The organism is Peptostreptococcus equinus (genome assembly GCF_027125355.1).
GTDB classification, from domain to species: domain Bacteria; phylum Bacillota; class Clostridia; order Peptostreptococcales; family Peptostreptococcaceae; genus Peptostreptococcus; species Peptostreptococcus equinus.
Genome location: NZ_CP114052.1, coordinates 1308650 through 1327611 on the forward strand (window position 1 = coordinate 1308650; position 18962 = coordinate 1327611).

General features: G+C 28.3%; 18 protein-coding genes and 1 other annotated feature. Of the genes, 2 read left to right on the top strand and 16 right to left on the bottom strand.

Annotated features, from left to right (window positions below; genetic code table 11):
* Positions 1–105: 105 nt before the first annotated feature.
* From O0R46_RS06515 to O0R46_RS06525, 3 genes are all read right to left on the bottom strand, one after another.
* Complete coding sequence (locus tag O0R46_RS06515) at positions 106–1089, bottom strand: NAD(P)-binding domain-containing protein (protein ID WP_269310922.1); 984 nt, start codon at positions 1087–1089, stop codon at positions 106–108.
* Between the two features lie 154 nt (positions 1090–1243).
* Complete coding sequence (locus tag O0R46_RS06520) at positions 1244–1750, bottom strand: helix-hairpin-helix domain-containing protein (RefSeq protein WP_269310923.1); 507 nt, start codon at positions 1748–1750, stop codon at positions 1244–1246.
* Positions 1704–1949, bottom strand: a complete 246-nt coding sequence (locus O0R46_RS06525) for a hypothetical protein (RefSeq protein WP_269310924.1) — start codon at positions 1947–1949, stop codon at positions 1704–1706. The genes O0R46_RS06520 and O0R46_RS06525 overlap by 47 nt, the downstream gene beginning before the upstream one ends.
* A 270-nt stretch (positions 1950–2219) precedes the next feature.
* Between O0R46_RS06525 and O0R46_RS06530 the strand changes: the two genes are divergently transcribed.
* Entirely contained in the window at positions 2220–3905 is a 1686-nt protein-coding gene (locus O0R46_RS06530; RefSeq protein ID WP_269310925.1) for a D-alanyl-D-alanine carboxypeptidase family protein, read from the top strand.
* A gap of 78 nt (positions 3906–3983) precedes the next feature.
* Here O0R46_RS06530 and O0R46_RS06535 read toward each other — a convergent pair whose 3' ends face one another.
* Positions 3984–4316: a DUF2325 domain-containing protein gene (locus O0R46_RS06535; RefSeq protein WP_269310926.1), complete on the bottom strand. Its 333-nt coding sequence runs from the start codon at positions 4314–4316 to the stop codon at positions 3984–3986.
* A 190-nt stretch (positions 4317–4506) separates the two neighbouring features.
* Between O0R46_RS06535 and O0R46_RS06540 the strand changes: the two genes are divergently transcribed.
* Positions 4507–5706 (top strand): SPFH domain-containing protein, encoded by a 1200-nt coding sequence (locus O0R46_RS06540; protein WP_269310927.1) that lies wholly within the window; start codon positions 4507–4509, stop codon positions 5704–5706.
* 70 nt (positions 5707–5776) lie between these two features.
* On the opposite strand, the gene O0R46_RS06545 is transcribed toward O0R46_RS06540, so the two are convergent.
* The 12 genes from O0R46_RS06545 to recX all read right to left on the bottom strand — a co-directional run bounded on the left by O0R46_RS06545 (position 5777) and on the right by recX (position 18890).
* Complete coding sequence (locus O0R46_RS06545; RefSeq protein WP_269310928.1) at positions 5777–7537, bottom strand: ABC transporter ATP-binding protein; 1761 nt, start codon at positions 7535–7537, stop codon at positions 5777–5779.
* A 145-nt stretch (positions 7538–7682) separates the two neighbouring features.
* Positions 7683–8561, bottom strand: a complete 879-nt coding sequence (locus O0R46_RS06550) for a TatD family hydrolase (protein ID WP_269310929.1) — start codon at positions 8559–8561, stop codon at positions 7683–7685.
* Positions 8562–8596: 35 nt separating this feature from the next.
* A complete protein-coding gene (locus tag O0R46_RS06555; protein ID WP_269310930.1) occupies positions 8597–9112 on the bottom strand; it encodes a transcription repressor NadR in 516 nt (171 codons plus the stop codon).
* Between the two features lie 114 nt (positions 9113–9226).
* Positions 9227–9616: a large conductance mechanosensitive channel protein MscL gene (mscL, locus tag O0R46_RS06560; RefSeq protein ID WP_269310931.1), complete on the bottom strand. Its 390-nt coding sequence runs from the start codon at positions 9614–9616 to the stop codon at positions 9227–9229.
* 64 nt (positions 9617–9680) lie between these two features.
* A complete protein-coding gene (locus O0R46_RS06565) occupies positions 9681–11471 on the bottom strand; it encodes a vWA domain-containing protein (RefSeq protein ID WP_269310932.1) in 1791 nt (596 codons plus the stop codon).
* 9 nt (positions 11472–11480) lie between these two features.
* A complete protein-coding gene (locus tag O0R46_RS06570; RefSeq protein WP_269310933.1) occupies positions 11481–12389 on the bottom strand; it encodes an AAA family ATPase in 909 nt (302 codons plus the stop codon).
* A gap of 154 nt (positions 12390–12543) precedes the next feature.
* Entirely contained in the window at positions 12544–13458 is a 915-nt protein-coding gene (locus tag O0R46_RS06575) for a DMT family transporter (RefSeq protein ID WP_269310934.1), read from the bottom strand.
* 170 nt (positions 13459–13628) lie between these two features.
* Entirely contained in the window at positions 13629–16052 is a 2424-nt protein-coding gene (gene leuS / locus O0R46_RS06580; protein WP_269310935.1) for a leucine--tRNA ligase, read from the bottom strand.
* 52 nt (positions 16053–16104) lie between these two features.
* Positions 16105–16299 (bottom strand) — a binding site (T-box leader).
* A gap of 197 nt (positions 16300–16496) precedes the next feature.
* Entirely contained in the window at positions 16497–16859 is a 363-nt protein-coding gene (gene rsfS / locus O0R46_RS06585) for a ribosome silencing factor (RefSeq protein ID WP_269310936.1), read from the bottom strand.
* A 21-nt stretch (positions 16860–16880) separates the two neighbouring features.
* Complete coding sequence (gene yqeK / locus O0R46_RS06590) at positions 16881–17489, bottom strand: bis(5'-nucleosyl)-tetraphosphatase (symmetrical) YqeK (RefSeq protein ID WP_269310937.1); 609 nt, start codon at positions 17487–17489, stop codon at positions 16881–16883.
* The gene (nadD, locus tag O0R46_RS06595) at positions 17490–18182 is read right to left on the bottom strand and encodes a nicotinate-nucleotide adenylyltransferase (protein ID WP_269310939.1); all 693 of its coding nucleotides are present in this window, start codon (positions 18180–18182) and stop codon (positions 17490–17492) included.
* Between the two features lie 72 nt (positions 18183–18254).
* Positions 18255–18890: a recombination regulator RecX gene (recX, locus tag O0R46_RS06600; RefSeq protein ID WP_269310940.1), complete on the bottom strand. Its 636-nt coding sequence runs from the start codon at positions 18888–18890 to the stop codon at positions 18255–18257.
* Positions 18891–18962: the final 72 nt, after the last annotated feature.

Genomic DNA, 18962 nt, shown 5'->3' on the forward strand with positions numbered 1-18962 from the left:
AATACTACTCCTTTATTTATCCAATCTATAGTATTTATATATACTTATTATTATTTAATACTATAAATACCCAGTATAGTCAAAAAAGAGGACTATATCCTCTTTTTATTTCCATTCATATCCTATATTGTTTTCTACAGCCTTATCAAAAATCATCTTAGCAGTAACTAAATCTTGAACACTGATTCCAACAGTCTTAAATACTATTATCTCATCTTCAGATTCCCTTGATGGTATATTACCATTTATTAAGTCTCCTAAGTCACCTGTAAAATCACTTTCGCTTATTTTTCCTTTTTTAAGTGGTGTAATTATACAACCAGCTTCAGATAGCACGGCATCTTTTGAATCAAAATATATTTTATCTGCCTTAATCAATGTTTTTTCATCAAACTCATGCATATTAGGCATATATGATCCAACACCGCTCACTAAAGCTCCTTTTTTTACCTTATCTCCATTTATTACTGGTACTGAGGATGTAGTTACCATAATTATAACATCTGCATTATCTATAGCTTCATCAGAATTAGGACTAGCTATTATTTTTACTGACTTATATTTTTCTTGCATTCTTTTTGCAAAAGCTGTCCTTTTATCTTTATTTCTACTGTATATTCTTATTTCTTCTAGTGTTTCACATCCAGTTAGCATTGCATCTAATTGTGATTCTGCTTGTCCACCACATCCTATTAGAGCTCCTATCTTTGAACCTTTATTAGCTAATAAAGATATAGCTGCTCCAGAAGCCGCTCCAGTTCTAAGTTCTGTTACATAAGTTCCGTCCAATATACAATTTACTAATCCATTTTTATCATCTACTAACAAAACAGTTCCAGGTGTAGATGGTAAATTATATTTATGGTTCTCAGGAAAAACAGAAACTATTTTTAATCCAGAAATACCTAAATCTTTAATATAACCAGGCATATATAATATACTACCATCGGCATTTTCTGATTTAAAATTTGTTCTTATTGGCGATTTACATTTATCTAAACTAAACATTGAAAAAGCCTTCTTATCAGCTTCAATCGCATCCGTCATTGCAAAAATACTTTCTATATCTTTTCTATTTAATAATAACATAAGCTAACTCCTTTTCAATATACTTATATAACAAAACTATAACTATAACTATAACTATAACTATAACTATAACTATAACTATAACTATAACTATAACTATAACTATAACTATAACTAATATTATAACATATAAATATATTCTATTCCAATTAAGCTAATTTACACTCACATTATTTTTCATTTTTTCAAATTTTTTATCGCCTATTCCTGAAATATTTTTTAAATCTTCTATTTTATTAAATCTTCCTTTTTCTTTTCTATATTCTAATATTTTATCAGCAGTGGATGGTCCAACTCCTGGTATGGAATCCAGTTCCTCTTTTGAAGCTGTATTTATATTGATTTTTCTATTATTGGATGATTTATCTTGATTATTGATCATATTTGAATTTGTATTTACATTCAAACTAGTATCTTGATTTGGTATTGGATCACCTTTTCTAGGAATTATATAATGTTGACCATCTTCAAGTTTCATCGCTAAGTTTATTCTCTCAATATCGGCATCTTTACTGAATCCTCCCAATTTTTTTATCACTTCATCAAGACACATATTTGAATAAACAGAAATAACACCGGGACTTGAAACTGCACCACTTATATAAACAGTTATTTTATTTTTTTTCTTGCTTATGATTTTCTTTATCGTTGTTTTTTTCAAAATCTATATTTTCGTTTTCTTCAGATTTTATAAATTCTTGATTCATATTTTTTTTATCTTCCAGAGGTATTTTTTTATCTGTAAATTCTAGAAATAGTATGTTTATAGCTTTAAATATTAAGATGCAAAATATTATTAAAGTAATATATAATTTTTTCTTGTCTAAAGACTTCAAATACTCAATTATTTTATTTTTCATTGTCAAATTTCTCCTATTGTCATATTTTAGTATTTTTATAAGTTTATCTAAATATATATAGTCATCTTATAAATAATTAACTTTTAAATCCCCCTTTTATTATGATTATTATTTATGGTATACTTATACTTGGTATTATATTAAGCAATTTATGTATTTATAGGAGATAAATGCTATATAAGAAAAAATAATTCTAATTTCATTTAATATAATTAGAATTATTTGTAAAATTTAATAAAGGGGGAAGATGGTTTACATCTTAATATTAATATGAAAAAAGTACTATCTATTATCACTTCCTTAGCGATGATAATCGGGATACTATCAGCGACCTTACAAACTTCTTTAGCGGAAGATAAAAAAGACATGGATGCTCTAAAATCCAAATATATAGTTCTAATGGACTATGATTCAGGTCAAATAATATATGAAAAAAATGCCAATCATAAAATGTACCCTGCTTCAACTACAAAGGTATGGACTGCATTTTGTGTATTAGAAAAAGCTAAAAACCTTGATCAAATTATAGAAGTCAAAGATTTGCCAGAAATAGAAGGTACTTGTATGTATCTTGAAAAAGGCGAAAAGTTCACAGTTAGAGAACTTTTAACTTCTATGTTGGTTCACTCTTCAAATGATGTATCTTATTTATTAGCACAATATTATGGTGATGGAAATCCAAAAAATTTTATTGACTTTATGAATAGTGAGGCAAAAAAATATGGTGCAAAAAATACGCATTTTAACAATCCACATGGATTACCAGATACAAATCACTACTCGACAGCTCATGATATGACCTTATTAGCTAGGGTTGCTTACTCAGATACTACAATACAAAAAATTGTATCTATGAAAAAAGCAAAATTTCCTAAAACTGACAATGTTAAAGTAGAAAGAGATTTAATAAATAGTAATAAATTCTTAAATTCTACTGAAACTATGAATTATAAGGGGAAAGATGTAACTTTCAAATATGATGCAATTGATGGAATGAAAACAGGTTTTACTGATGATGCTGGTAATTGCTTACTAGCTACTGGTAAAAAAAATGGAGTTAGAATGATTTCAGGTGTTTTCTTTGCTCCTGCTGGTTCACTTTATCATGATTCAAGATTTGTTTTAGATTATGGATTTGATAATTTTAAGAACCAAATTATTTTCAAAAAAGAGAATTTCAAGGGAAGCAAAAATCTTTCATTCGCTAAGCCTGGTAAAATAAATTATATGCTTGCAAGTGATTTTAGTGTAACTTCTACTAAGGCTAAAAATATTAATAAAAAAGACTATTCTACTAAATTAGACTTTGATAACATTGAACTTCCAGTAGAAAAAGGCGATATAATTGGCAGAATGAACGTATACGAAAAAGGTAAGATGGTTTCAAGCATAGGTTTAATAGCTACAAGCTCTTCACAATCTTTTGGGCAATATTTATGGAGTAAACTTCCTTTCGTTAATAATGATAAGAAAAAAGATGTAAATGAAAATAAATCCAAACAAGAGAAAAATAACCAGTTAGATAAAAAAAGTGCCAAAGAAAGAATACAACAGGGCAAAGACCAAATAAAAAATGGTGCTAGCGAATCAGTAACAGGTGTACTAGCAATTGGAGATTCTATAAAAGATGGAATATCTGATAAAAACATACTAGGTAAATTTGAAAATACATCTTTTTACAAATTTTTAGAAGACTTTCTTAGCACTCATTTAAATGGTATTCCACCTAAAATAATAATTTATGGTCTACCACTGTTAATTTTACTATTAATATTAATACTAATTGTATTAATTATTAAAGATGCTATAGCAGATAGAAAAGATAGAAAACTAGATTATCAAGATGATATATATAATATTGGTTCTGATGATAAGAAAAAAATAAAGACTAAAAAAGATAAAATCAAGAAAAAAAGTAAGATTTTAAAATCTCAATCGAAACCAGATAAAAAATAATGTCTATATTAAATATAGACACCTATATAAAAAAGGAGCCATTTATTTTTATTATAAATTAGCTCCTTTTTTATTATTCTAATTACACATACATTTTTTATTTTTACAACATTTTTCACAATTACCAAGACAAACCTCTACTTCCTCTAAGCATTCACAAAATGCTACTTTACTAGAGTTTTTATGTCTTATAATTGGAATTGATTTTTTCTTTGCTTGTGCTTCTACTATTTTTGAAAGCTTATGAGATACTGTCGATGTAAATATTACAATAGCATCGGGACTTCCTATAGAATTTTTTACCTGACTTGACATTGTAGTATAAATTTTTGTCTTATATCCCCTATTTTTAGCTAATTTATAATAATCTCTTTCCATTCTTTCATGTCCACCTATAACTAATAAACTCATACTTCATCCTCCCTTAATTGATATTAATTATCATCTAATTATATTTTACCAATTTTTACACATATGTCAATAGTATTTGATAATTATTTTCGTTTAATTTATTAATTTTAATATTCATTTAATCTTTTTTATTTTTTATTTTATTATATGTGTGGTATATTATTCTTATATATTAAATTTGGAGGTTGCTATGGGTTTAATTAAAGTAGCTAAAGATTCTATAAAAAGTACTTTAGCAGATCAATGGAAAGAATATTTTTACTGTGACTCTTTAGATGAGGATACATTAGTAGCAGTTGGAAAGAATAAAAACAGCACAGGTAATTCAAACATAATATCACAAGGTAGTGCTATATCAATTGCTGATGGTCAGTGTGCACTAATTGTCGAACAAGGAAGGGTATTTGATATATGTAGTGAACCTGGAATTTTTATTTTTAATTCAGATAGTGAACCTAGTGTATTTGTTGAGAATTTAGATGATAGTTTAAGAAAAGTTATATCAAATGTTTGGGAAAGATTTAAATTTGGAGGTAAAGCTGGTAACGACCAAAGAGTATACTATTTTAATCTAAAAGAAATCTATGGCAATAAATTTGGTACAGCAAATCCAATACCATTTAGAGTGGTTGATAATAACATAGGACTTGATGTCGATATAAGTATAAGATGTAATGGAATATACTCATATAAGATTAATAATCCAGTCTTATTTTATCAAAATGTGTGTGGCAATGTAAGTTTAGATTTCAAAAGAGATCAGATAGATAAACAACTAAAATCAGAACTTTTAAATGCTTTGCAACCAGCATTTGCTAAAATATCTGATATGGGTATTCGCTACTCATCAGTACCTGCTCATACAGAAGAATTGTCAAATGCTCTTAATCAAGTTTTAAACAGTAAATGGAGCGAATTAAGAGGACTTGAAATAGTATCAATTTCTATTAATTCTATGACAGCTAATAAAGAAGATGAAGATATGATCAAAAATCTTCAAAAAACTGCTGTATATAGAAATACCTCTATGGCAGCTGCTACTCTTGTTGATGCACAAGCAGAAGCTATGAAGTCAGCAGCTAAAAACGAAGCTGGTGCGATAAATGGATATTTAGGTCTTAATATGGCTAGAGCAAGTCAAAATTTAGATGCAAGCGAATTATTTAAAATGTCAGATCAAGAAAATAATAATCAAGATACGTATAAATCGCAGGTCAATATAAACTCACAGGCTAATACTATTTGGAAATGTCCTAATTGTGGCACTGAAAATACTGGAAACTTTTGTATGCAATGTGGTACTAAAAAGCCTAATCCAACTTGGACATGTAATTGTGGCAGTGTAAATAATGGCAATTTTTGTGAAAATTGTGGTTCAAAAAGACCATAATAATTCTATATAATAAAAAACAAGGCAAAATGAGGTATCCCCTCAACATGCCTTGTTTTTTATTATAAAATTACTCTTCACTCAAAGTATTATTTCCAGACTTTGTGTAAAGATTATAATAGTAAGCTCTTCTATCCATCAACTCTTCATGATTGCCTTTTTCAATAATACCATCAGAATTTAACACTATAATCTGATCTGCATTTTGAATTGTCGTTAATCTATGAGCAATTGTGATGGTAGTTCTTCCCTTAGATAGTTCCTCAAGCGATTCCTGTACTATAGCTTCACTATTGTTGTCTAATGCAGAAGTAGCTTCATCTAGTATCAATACTGGTGGATTTTTCAAAAATACTCTAGCTATGGATATTCTTTGCTTTTGACCACCTGATAACTTAACTCCACGCTCTCCTACGTAAGTTGAGAATCCTTTTTCTAATTCCATAATAAAATCATATGCCCCCGCCATTTTAGCTGCTTTTATTACTTCTTCTTCATTAGCTTCTGGCTTTCCATATAATATATTCTCTTTAATAGTTCCTGAAAATAAGTAAACATCCTGCTGGACAATACCTATATTATTTCTTAGGGAATTTAAAGTTAAGTCTTTAATATTTTTTCCATCAATTGTGATCTTGCCTTCAGTCACATCATAAAATCTCGGTATTAAAGCACACAGTGTAGTCTTTCCACCACCAGATGGTCCAACAAGAGCAACATTTTGACCATGATTTATCTTCAAATTAAAATCATCTAATACATTATCTTGTGATTGTGTATATTTAAAGCTTACATGATCAAATTCTATATCACCCTTCACATTCTTTAAGTCCATTGCATCTTCTTTATCGTATATTTCAGGTTTTATTGACATTATTTCTGAGAATCTTTCAATACCAGTCATACCCTTTTGAAACTGTTCAGTAAACTCTATTATCCTCTTTACAGTTGCAAGTAAAGTAGTAACATACATAATATATGCTATCATACCACCTGGATCTAAATTCCCATTAATAATTTGAATTCCCCCAAATACTACAACAATAAAATACATTGCTCCATCTATAGCTCTATTTACAGTATTAAATCCTGCCATAGATTTATAAAATACTGATTTAATTGATAAGAATTTATTATTTTCTTTTTGGAATTTTTCTCTTTCTACATCTTCATTTGCAAAACTTTTTACTACTTTTACACCTAGTAGACTGTCTTCTATACTTGAATTCAGATTGCCCACATGAACTCTCTGTTCCTTCTGTGCATTTCTCATCTTATTTTTAAAGCTTCCAGATGCAAAAAACATTACTGGTATCATTGCAAATATAATTAATGTCATAGGCACATTTATATTTATTAGAATAACAAATGCCACACAGATTTTAATAAATCCGATAAAATACTCCTCTGGACAATGATGTGAGAATTCCGTAATATCAAACAAGTCATTAGTCATTCTAGACATTATTTGTCCTACCTTCGTATTATTATAGAAATTATCAGATAGTGTTTGTAAATGTGTATATACATCTGATCTCATATCCGTTTCTATTTTTGCACCCATTATATGACCTATTGAAGCCATATAATATACAGCCACTAACTCAATGCACTTAATTAACAAGAATATTATAGATAGTCTAGCTACAATATCCATAGTTAATAAAGATCTGTCACTAAGACCTAAATTGGTCATATATCTCAGTATTAATGGCAGAACCATTTCTGAAGCAGTGGTAAGACCTGCACATACAAGATCAATAAATAATATTTTTCTATACCTTTTAAAATAAGGCATAGCTATTTTTATTAATTTAATATTATGTTCCATATTTTCCCCTTTCTTATAAATCAAACTTCTTATGTATTAAGTATACACAATTTTAAAGACTTTTACAATATTAATTATCATTCTAAAATATTTAATATTATAAAGCCTACTAAAATAGATAACTTTTTTATTTAATTTCTATTAATTATAACTTTAATAATTTTACTGAATTATCATTAATTTGATCGTAAACTTTATCCTTATCAATTTTTTTTATTTGACTTATTTTTTCTATTACAGATTCTAAAATTCCCCTAATATCTGTAACTTCTATTTTTTCATTTTTTAACCACTCTATTGCATCAATGCCATCAGTTTCTATCAATAATTTATCAATTGGGCATTTTTCAACAAGTTTTACAATTTTTTCATTTGTAAATACTGCAGGTCCTATTGTAAAATATGAACCCAAATCAAGATATTCTTGTATATAATCTTCACAATCATACCAGTGCACAATATAGGTAAGTTCATACTTTTTTATTACATCTAAAATTTCTTTTTCCATATTTTTCGTATGTAGTATTACTTTTTTATTGTATTTATCAGCTAAGATCAGACATTTTTCAAATACATCTTTTTGCACTAATATATCAGCCTTTGACCAACAATTATCCATACCTATTTCACCTACAAAATCGGCATTCTTTACTAAACTTTCAAATGCTGATAAATTGGCAAATGATCCCTTAACTTGATCAGCATGAAATGGATGTACTCCTACACTAAAATATGCATCACTCATCCCGTGTTCTTCAGCTAATTTTTCTATAGCTTCAACACTATCTTCTATACGATATATTAATATATTACAGTTAAAATTTTCTTTATTACTATTTAATACTTCTCTATCATATATACATTCCGCAGTCTTGTAGTATTTAAATTCTTCTAAATTTTGTATGTTTATTATTGGTACAATACCTTGATCAATATAACTAACTATTTCGTTATCATTGCACTTACACTTACAAGTTAGCGCTTTTTTACTTATATGTGTATGAAAGTCGTATATTTTTTTCATTCTTTTACCTCCGAAACACTGGTAAAACGATTAATTTAGCTATTTACTAAGAAACTATTTTTTTTAAGTTCACCTTCTATGAACTCTAAAATTTCTTTGCTATCAGCTTCTACAGTATGGTAATGTTCCATATTTGTAAGGGAAGATAATGATCTATTATCGTTTTTATTTAATTTCTCTACAAAATTTTCGACTTCTCTTCTACTTGAAAGATTCAAATCCGCCTTGATACATCCATAAATATTATGTTCGACTATCACATCTAATATCTTAGCTCCAGCATCTACAATAATATTTAATTCTTCCTTAGTTCTCTTACCATCATGTTTTACCCAAAAAATCTCTTTATATTTTTTATTTTCATCTTTTTTTAATATATATCCTCTGTTCGTTGATATAATTTCATTATTTTGTGCCCTTAAAAGAGCTATATCTCCAACAATTATTTGTCTACTTACGCCTAATATTTCTCCTAAATAAGATGCAGACAATGCTTTATCTGTTTTATTTAAGATTTGAATAATTTTCATCCTTCTATCTTCTGAATACAAGTAAATCACCTCGCTATATTAATAAGAAATATTATACCATAAATAGACATGCCTAACACAATAATAAAGTTGAGTTAGGCATTCAAATCTTCCATATTAACACTATGAGATTTATTATTTATTTGCTAGTAAATCTCTAATTTCTGTTAGTAAAATTAAATGTTCATCCACAGCCTCTTCTATTTGTTCTTCTTCTTTTCTTCTAAACTTATTAGCAGCTGTATTAATAGCCTTTACAAAAATAAATATTGAGAAAGCAATAATAATAAAATTGATTATAGCCTGTAAGAAAGAACCATATTTAAGTACTGCCGATCCTACCTTCACAGACAATTGTGATATATTAACTCCACCTAGCAATATTCCTACTAATGGCATTATAATATCATCAACTAATGACTTCACTATTGCGCCAAAAGCTGCACCAAGAACAACACCTACTGCTAAATCAAGCACATTACCTTGCATAGCAAATTCCTTAAACTCTTTAAATAATCCTTTCATTTTTACCTCTTTTCTAAAACTATTATTATCATTTCAAAATAAATTACTACTTTAATGTATACCACTAAATATCATAATTAATCACTTGGCTTAGATAAAAACCAATTATTTTAGAAAACCTTTTGATATTTTTAATATATGCAAAATCCTTACCATAAATTCTTTTTTCAGTGGGTAAATCTTCTTCTTCTCCAGTGAAAATACCTAATATATGTATATCATTTAGCTTTCCGTTGAATACTTCTTCTTGAGTATTTCTTACTGCGTCTTCTCCCTCATAATCCAAAGCATCTAGTTTTATAAATGAATTTGATTTCAAGTCTATTACATTATTTGGTTTTCCATCACTCAATATTATGAGAATTTTTCTATCATATGAATTTTCTATAATACTCTTATTTAATATTTTTATAGCTAGGCCATCTCTATTACTTCCAGCCCCTTTAAAATCAAATATTTTGTTATTAAATGATTTAGGTTCTTTGTAATCCCTAAACTTTATAAAAACCAAATAGTTGAAAAAATTTGAATATGCTATAACTCTACATGCAATATCTAAATTGCTCATTGTTTGACTAATTATATAGGCTTGAGCAGAAATACTTTCTTCTCTTCCTAATTGTGAAGCAGACGAATCAAGTAGTATATCTACAGATATAGTTGCATTTTCATCCATCCTTTTATTATAAAATATATTATTATCGTTTAAATAATTACTTCTCCATACCTGGGAAGACATAAGTTTACCTTGTTTTATTTTCAAAATAGTATCCAATTCGTCATGATTTATCTTCTTTTTTAAAAAAGTTGTAAGCTCTGAAATTGTTCTTCTAAACTCTAATTCATTTTCATTGAAATAGTTTAAATTTTTTATTCTCTGTTCGTAAATCTGATTCTTGAAATATTTACTATTTACTCTATCATTAAATACTCCTTCAGTCATAAGAAAATTTATTCCTTTGTGTATACCAGTGCAAAACTTATTTTCTATAGATTTACTGACATAAGAGCTAATCATTGATATACCAAATCTATCCTCTACCATTTCTCTAATTTTTTCATCATTTGTATACTTTACATTATTTTGTGATTTCGAATCTTTATCGTCAAATAAAACATCTGATTCAGATAATTGGTTTGTAAATTCTGCTGATTCGATGTTCAAAGAAAATTCTTCTGTCATTTCTCTTTTTTTTGAGTCTAATGATTTCAACATATTAAAATCAATCCTTGGTTTAGAATCTTTTATACCCTTAGTATCATTTTCTTTTATTTTTTTGTCTTTTGTAATAAATTTTCCTTCTTCAATATTTTTATCTTCTTGTATGTTTACATAAAAGTATTTTAGAAAAACCGCATTTAAGTTTTTAATTATATATTTAGTATCAAATTTTATATTATTAAAATGTAAGTCTCTAACAACTTTTTCTACGGCTTCTCTTGAATGTGCATAGTGTCCTAGTAAACTGCTGTAATATGCGTATTCTATTTCATCTTCTACATCTTTAGGTCTATTATTTTTATAATAGTTTATTTTTGAATTAAAGTATTTCTCTCTAATAGATTTTATACCTGGTCTATCTTCCAACATTTTTTTATTAAGACAATCATCTAAATAAATTTCAACTATTTTAAGAAACTCGTTTTTAAGTTCAGTATTGGGTAAATGCTGATATAAGAAATCAAATAAAGCTTCTACATTAAGATATTTATATACACTTCCCAACAAAGTCATCTTATATATATATGGTTCATCTTGCCCTTTTAAATCAAATAGATTAGTAGCAGGCAACTTGGAATAGTCTTCAGAAACTGTCCAAACAATATTTTCTTTTCTGTATTTTTTTTCCTCCATATATAACCTCTACTTAAAAATCTGATTATATTCCACTTTATCTTCAAATAATGTATCGATTACATCTGATACAATTTCTTTTTCAAATGTATCAAATGTTTTATTTATTATTCCAAGTTCTAAGGCATCCTTGAGATTTAGCCCCATATTCATTAAATCAATACTAGAAAACATTCCTCTTAAATCGACAGCTTTGGAAGATATCTCTGCATTTAAAGACTTTTTTTGTAAATCCATAAATAACTGTATAAATAAATTCCTATATTCTTGTGTAAGACTATATTGATTAATTAAAATTTGTTCTAGATTTTCTCTACTTATGGTAGGCATATCTATTACCATAAATCTTGATACCAAAGCTTCGTTTAATTCTTTAGTACCTATATATCCATAATTCATAGTACCTATAAACCTCGTAGCTTCGTGCAAGTGTATCTTGTCATATCCAGGAACGTCTATTTCTCTTCTATGGTCAAGTGCCGAATAAACTACTGATAATGATTCATTTTTTGCCATATTTATTTCATCAAATATAGCAAATCCTCCACTTTCCGCAGCTCTAAAAATAGGTCCCTTACTAAATACTACTTCATTATTTCTAAATGTATCTCCACCTATTAAAGAGGCACTATCTGTATTTATATTCATTGAAATATTCCACAGTGGTCTTGAAAACATTTTAGATAAATTTTCTGCCAATACGTTTTTACCACTAGCTTTTGGCCCAGTCAATAATATATGTTTACCTGCTAATATCGCAGCTATTGATTTATTTAGTACATCCTTTCCATAATAATTATACTTTGGATTGGCTATTCTATTTTCTAACTCTTGGTCAAGTTTGTAATATTCCCTAAATTTATATATCTCTTCAATTAATTTACTATCTATTTCCTGACTTTCTAAAAATTCCCTCATCTATTCACCTCTTATTTTTTGCTTTTAAAATTGCTTATTGTATACAGAAAATCTGTTACATGCATAGTATACCCAATTTTTTTAGAATAATTCTAAATGATTGATTTTATCAAATAAAAATAGCATTTTTCTCAAAAATGCTATTTTAAATAATTTATGCTGTTTTCTTATATCTAACTGGAATCTCTATTTGTGCCAATAGTATTGCTATAACCATAAACAAACTTCCTAAATACTCTCTTCCTGTCATTGACTCTCCTAGAATCATTACACCAGCTATCATTGATATGACTGATTCCGAACTCATTATTAAAGAAGCAATCGACGGCTGTATGTTTCTCTGTGCAATCATCTGGAATGTAAATCCAATACCTGATGAAAATAATCCAGTAAATATCAAAGATGGTATTGCTGCTTGCAATGCATCCAATGTTATATTCTCCTTAAATAACATAACAATTAGAGCTAATATGCCAGATGTTATAAACTCTACTAAGGATAATTTTATTGGATCAGTCTTTGGAGCAAATATATCTACTACTACTATCTGTAAACCGAAGAAAATCGCAGATAAAAATACAAAAAAGTCTCCTTTTTCTATGGTAAATCCGTTTTTTATTGATAATAAATAAAGTCCTATACAAGCAACAACAACACAAACCCATGTCTTTACTGTAGTCTTTCTTCCATAAAATATTCCCATTAAAGGAACTAATACTATATACATAGTTGTAATAAAACCAGATTTTGCTGCAGTGGTCGTAACCATACCAACCTGCTGTGTACCCATGGCTAAAAATAAAACTGTTCCAATTATTACCCCACCTATTATCACTGTTCTATCCATTAATTTCGTAGGTTTAGCTCCAGCTTTTATAAATCTTCTATCCGTTATCCTACTCACTAAAAATAAAAATATAGTACATATTAAACATCTAAAGAAGTTAAAGGCAAATGGTCCAATGTGTTCCATTCCAGTTCTTTGAAATATAAATGCAACACCCCAAATTAATGCTGTTATAGATAATAAAGCAGCACTTTTTGTTTCTTTTTTCTTTTGTACATCCATAAAACATCCTCCTTTTATAAAAATAAACATGAAAAAGGGCATCGCATACGCAATAACCCTTATAATCATATTTAAAATATTCTTTTCATTGATTTTATATTACCATATATTTATTGATAATACAACACATTTAGTTTAAAATATTTTTTATTGTCTATTTGATTTTTTAACTATTTCACAACTATATTTACTAATTTTTTTGGTATAGCAATTACTTTTACAATATCTTTATAAGATATAGAATCAATTATTTTTTTATCAGCAAAAGCTATTTCTTTCATTTGCTCTTGATTTACGTCTGCTGGCATAACTATTTTATTCTTTAATTTTCCATTTACCTGAACTACTATTTCAATTTCATCTGATTTTGTAGCATCTTCATTATATTCAGGCCATTTTATATCAAATACACTTCCTTCTTTTCCTATCATTGACCATAATTCTTCGCCAAGATGAGGTGCAAAAGGTGCAAGTATTATAACTACAGTTTCTACAGCTTCTTTTATTACTGCTTTATTTATATTTTCATTCTCCTTGTATTTGTATAAGTCATTGATTAGCTCCATTAACGCTGCAATCGCTGTATTAAAACCAAACTTTTGACTTAAATCTTCTGTAACTTTCTTAAGAGTCAAATTAGTCTTTGACCTCATAGCTTTGTCTTCTTTAGTAAGATTTTCAAACTTAAGTTCTGTATTTTTTGAGATCTCAGCTAACTCATCAACTATTCTATATACTCTATTTATAAACTTAAAACAACCCTCTACTCCCTGTTCATTCCAATCCAAATCTCTTTCTGGTGGAGCAGCAAATAATATAAATAATCTAGCTGTATCTGCCCCATACTTATCTATTATTTCAAGTGGAGAAACTATATTTCCTTTTGATTTAGACATTTTTGCTCCATCCATTAATACCATTCCTTGTGTAAGAAGATTTCTAAATGGTTCTTTATGCTTAGTCATACCCATTTTGTTCATAGCTTTTGTTAGCCATCTAGAATATAGTAAATGAAGGATTGCATGTTCCACTCCGCCAATATATTGATCAACTGGTAGCCATCTATCTACTAAATTGCTATCGAAAATATCTTCATTATTTTTATTATCAACATATCTCATGTAGTACCATGAAGAATCAACAAACGTATCCATTGTATCAGCTTCTCTTCTAGCTGGCTTGCCACACTTAGGACACTTATGATTCATAAATGTATCTGAAGTTAGTAGAGGAGACTCACCTTTACCCGTAAACTCTACATCTGTTGGTAATAATACAGGTAGTTCTGATTCATCTACTGGCACTATACCGCAATCATCACAATATACTACTGGTATTGGACAACCCCAATATCTCTGCCTAGAAAGTAACCAATCTCTAAGTCTATAGTTTGTAGTCTTTTTGCCCTTACCATCTTTCTCCAGTTTTTCTATTATTGAATCAAATGCTTGATTTTTATCCATACCATCAAATTCGCCTGAGTTTATCATCTTATCATCTTCGTCAATAACTGGTATTATTTCAAGCCCAAATTTTCTTGCAAAATCTCCATCTCTTTCATCATGGGCAGCAACACCCATAACAGCACCTGTTCCATAGTCAGCCAACACATAATTTGCTATCCAAATAGGCATTTCTTTTCCAGTAAGAGGATTAATTACATACTTACCTATAAATTTTCCATCTTTTTCTAAATCTGATGCTTCTCTTTCTATTTGTGTCATCTTGTGCATTTTTCCAAGAAATTCATCTAGTATCTCTTCATACTCAGTTCCGTTTACTAATTCTCTAGCCAATTGAGCTTCTGGAGCTACAACCATAAACGTTGATCCAAATATTGTGTCAGGTCTAGTTGTATAAACTCTTATATCCTTATCCATATCTTTAACTTTGAAATCTACATGGGCACCATGACTCTTTCCTATCCAGTTTTTCTGCATTAATTTTACTTTTTCTGGCCAACCAGTTAAAGTATCTATTTCTTCAAGCAATTCTTCAGAAAATGCTGTAGTTCTAAAATACCACTGTTCTAATTCTTTCTTTATCACTTCTGTTCCACAACGTTCACACTCACCTTGTACAACCTGTTCATTAGCCAATACCGTTTCACAATTTGGACACCAATTCACATATGATTTTTTCTTGTATGCTAAGTCATTCTCTAATAACTTTAGGAATATTTTTTGTGTCCATTTGTAGTATTCAGGAGTTGAAGTAGCAACTTCCTTATCCCAGTCATAACTAAGACCTAAAAGGGCAAATTGTTCTTTCATATCTTCAATGTTAGACATAGTCCATTTATGTGGGTGTACTCCATTTTTTATAGCTGCATTTTCAGCTGGCAAACCAAAAGAGTCCCATCCCATTGGATGTAAAACATTATAACCTTCCATTTTTTTAAATCTTGCTATAACATCTCCTATTGAATAATTTCTTACATGACCCATATGTATCTTTCCTGATGGATATGGAAACATTTCAAGGCAGTAATATTTTGGCTTTGAATTATCTTTCGTATCCATCTTATATTGTCCTACTTGTTTCCAATGATCTTGCCATTTTTTTTCTATCTCTCTAAAATTATAAACTCCCATAATAACCTCCATTTGTTTTATAATATAAAAAAACTCGTCTCTAAACATAATGTTTAGGGACGAGTAAATGCTCGCGGTACCACCCTAATTAGCTATAAAAATAGCTCTCTTTGGTATAGTTTTTAAACCAACTACGGTATGTAGATTAATCAATCGACAAGTTCAATATATATAGCTACCACTTCACAGCTAATGTGGCTCTCTGCAAGCTATTAAAAATATTTACTACTTCGTCTACATTAAATATAGTCCTATATTATCACAGCAAAAATCTTGTGTCAACATTCTTATCTTGAATACATACTGCAAATTATTTCATACAGCGAAATTGGTAAATAATACCCCATATTATTTTGATTATATAGCTCACCCTATAATCATGTTTTTCATATCTATCACAATTTTTTTAGTTAAATCTTTTGAGCCATCATTTACTACTATTACTTAAATATTTTTTCTCATTTCCTCTATATTTATATAAGGTGCATCCTTCCATAATTTTTCTAAATTATAGAATCCTCTATTTTCTTCATCAAAAATATGAACTAATATATCACCATAATCTAATAATATCCAAGACTGAGTATCTTTTCCTTCTTTACCTCTTGGCTCAATTCCAAGTTCTGCTAAATCATCTTCAATGCTATCTGCTATAGCTTTCACCTGTCTGCTTGAACCCCCTGAACTAATTACAAAATAATCACATAAACTTGATACTTTTCCTATATTCAGTATTACTGTATCTTGTCCTAATTTATCCTCTATTGAGTCATAAATCGATACTAATATTTCTTCAACTGTTTGCATTTTTCACCTTATTCCTTTTACTTATTTATTTTCTAGTTCTCTTCTAGATAATTTTGCTTTTTCTTTTAACTTTTTTACATAAAAATTTCTTGCTTCTATAGTTCTAAGATGTATTAATGATTTTTTCTTTATTAATAAGCTAATTGTGTTGTCAAAAGACTTAGCTATAGCTTGGTCAATTTCTCCCTTATAAGACAATTCCCTTAATTCATCTACTCCTGGATAATCCCTTTCATCTTCTATTAAATCAGCAAGTAATATTACTTCTTCCAACTTAGTCATATTTGCCCTGCCAGTAGTATGATATCTGATTGCTCCCAATATTTCCTGATCTTCAATACCAAAATCATACATCGCTATGTATGCTCCTAAAGCACTATGAGACAGAGCTGTAGAATTTTTCTCCATTTCGTCTAAATATATATTATATTTTTTGCAAAATCCTTCTACATCAGCAAGCTTTATATATTTTGCAGTATCATGCAATATACCAGCTATTTCAGCTTTTTCTTGACTGCAATCATTTAATTTAGCTAATTTAATAGCAGACTTGGCTACATTTAATGAATGGCGTATTCGTTTTTCTGGAAGATATTGGTCCAATCTGGCTATCATTTCCGATTTATCCATTTATTTTTTTACACCTCCATATAGCTTATTAGTATATATATATTCTTCAACCCTACTCGGAACTAAATACTTTATTGAATTAGAACTTTTTAATCTACTTCTAATATAAGTAGATGAAATCTCTAGAGACGGAACATAAAGCATTTCAATATCTGCATTATATTCTTTTCTAAATCTTTCTATATTTTCCTGTGTTTCTAATAAGTTTATACCTGGTCTCATCGCTGCTATAAACTTAGTATTTTCAAATATTTTTTCGAATTCTTTCCAAGTTTCAATAGTGTTCAATGAATCTGATCCAGTAATATAGTATAATTCTTCGTTTGGATATGTATCTTTTATATGTCTAAGAGTATCTACAGTATATGACTTTTCTCCGTCCAATTTAACTTCATAATTTGATACAAAAAAATCTTCATTTTTCAGTGTTGCAAGTATTACCATATTATATCTATGCTTTTTATCTAATATTTGTTTTTTATGTGGAGGATCTCCTGTCGGTACAAACATCACCTTATCCAAATCATATTTATCTCTGATAAATTCTGCTGTTGCTAAATGTGCGTTATGTATTGGATTAAATGAACCTCCCATAATGCCTATTTTAGATTTTTTTTTATTGGCTTTAAATGCTTGTATTTTCTCTGCATTTACTTTATGTGACAAGAGTAATCTATCATTCAACGAAATCATTCTTATTTACCTCTCAAAACCCATGATATCATTATTTTACCATAGTAAATAGATTAAGTCTAATTTGTTTTTTTATAAAATATTATTTTGATTTTCTATATGTCTTACGGCTTTATTAATAATCTCATAAGAAAAACCCCTATATGCTAAATATTGGTATATTTTATTTCTAACTTTAAATTTGTCAGTTTCTTTAATCTTATTGTATTTTTTTTCAGCTAAATAAATTGCATTATCTAATTCCTGACTATAATCTACTTGATCAATTATATTTTCAATATCAGAACTTTTTATACCTTTATTGTAGAGATCTTGTTTTATTCTATTTTTTCCTACTCTCTTAAAATTTAAGCTATTATTCATTATTCTTTTTGCAAACCTTTTATCATCTAAAAAAGAATATTTTTTTAGAAATTCTAATACCTCTTGTATTATTTCATCATCAAATTTATCTTCCAATTTTTCTCTAATTTTTGATTCAGACTTTTCAGATCTAGATATAAAATTTAGAGCTATATTTTTAGCTTTTTCTAAATTATCTGCCTTAATTATTTGACCCATCTTGTCCTTATCGATTTCATCACCTATCTTTAATGAGTATTTGTACACCATTTGAACATACATAGACATAAAATACTGTCCATCTACAAATAAATTTATCCTGTCTTTATTTCTTTTTTGATACTCTATAGCACTTATATTTGGCATTATTTCACGTCCTTTCTTAAACATTATATCATAGGCAATAATGGTAAATATACAGATTTTATATTATAATAT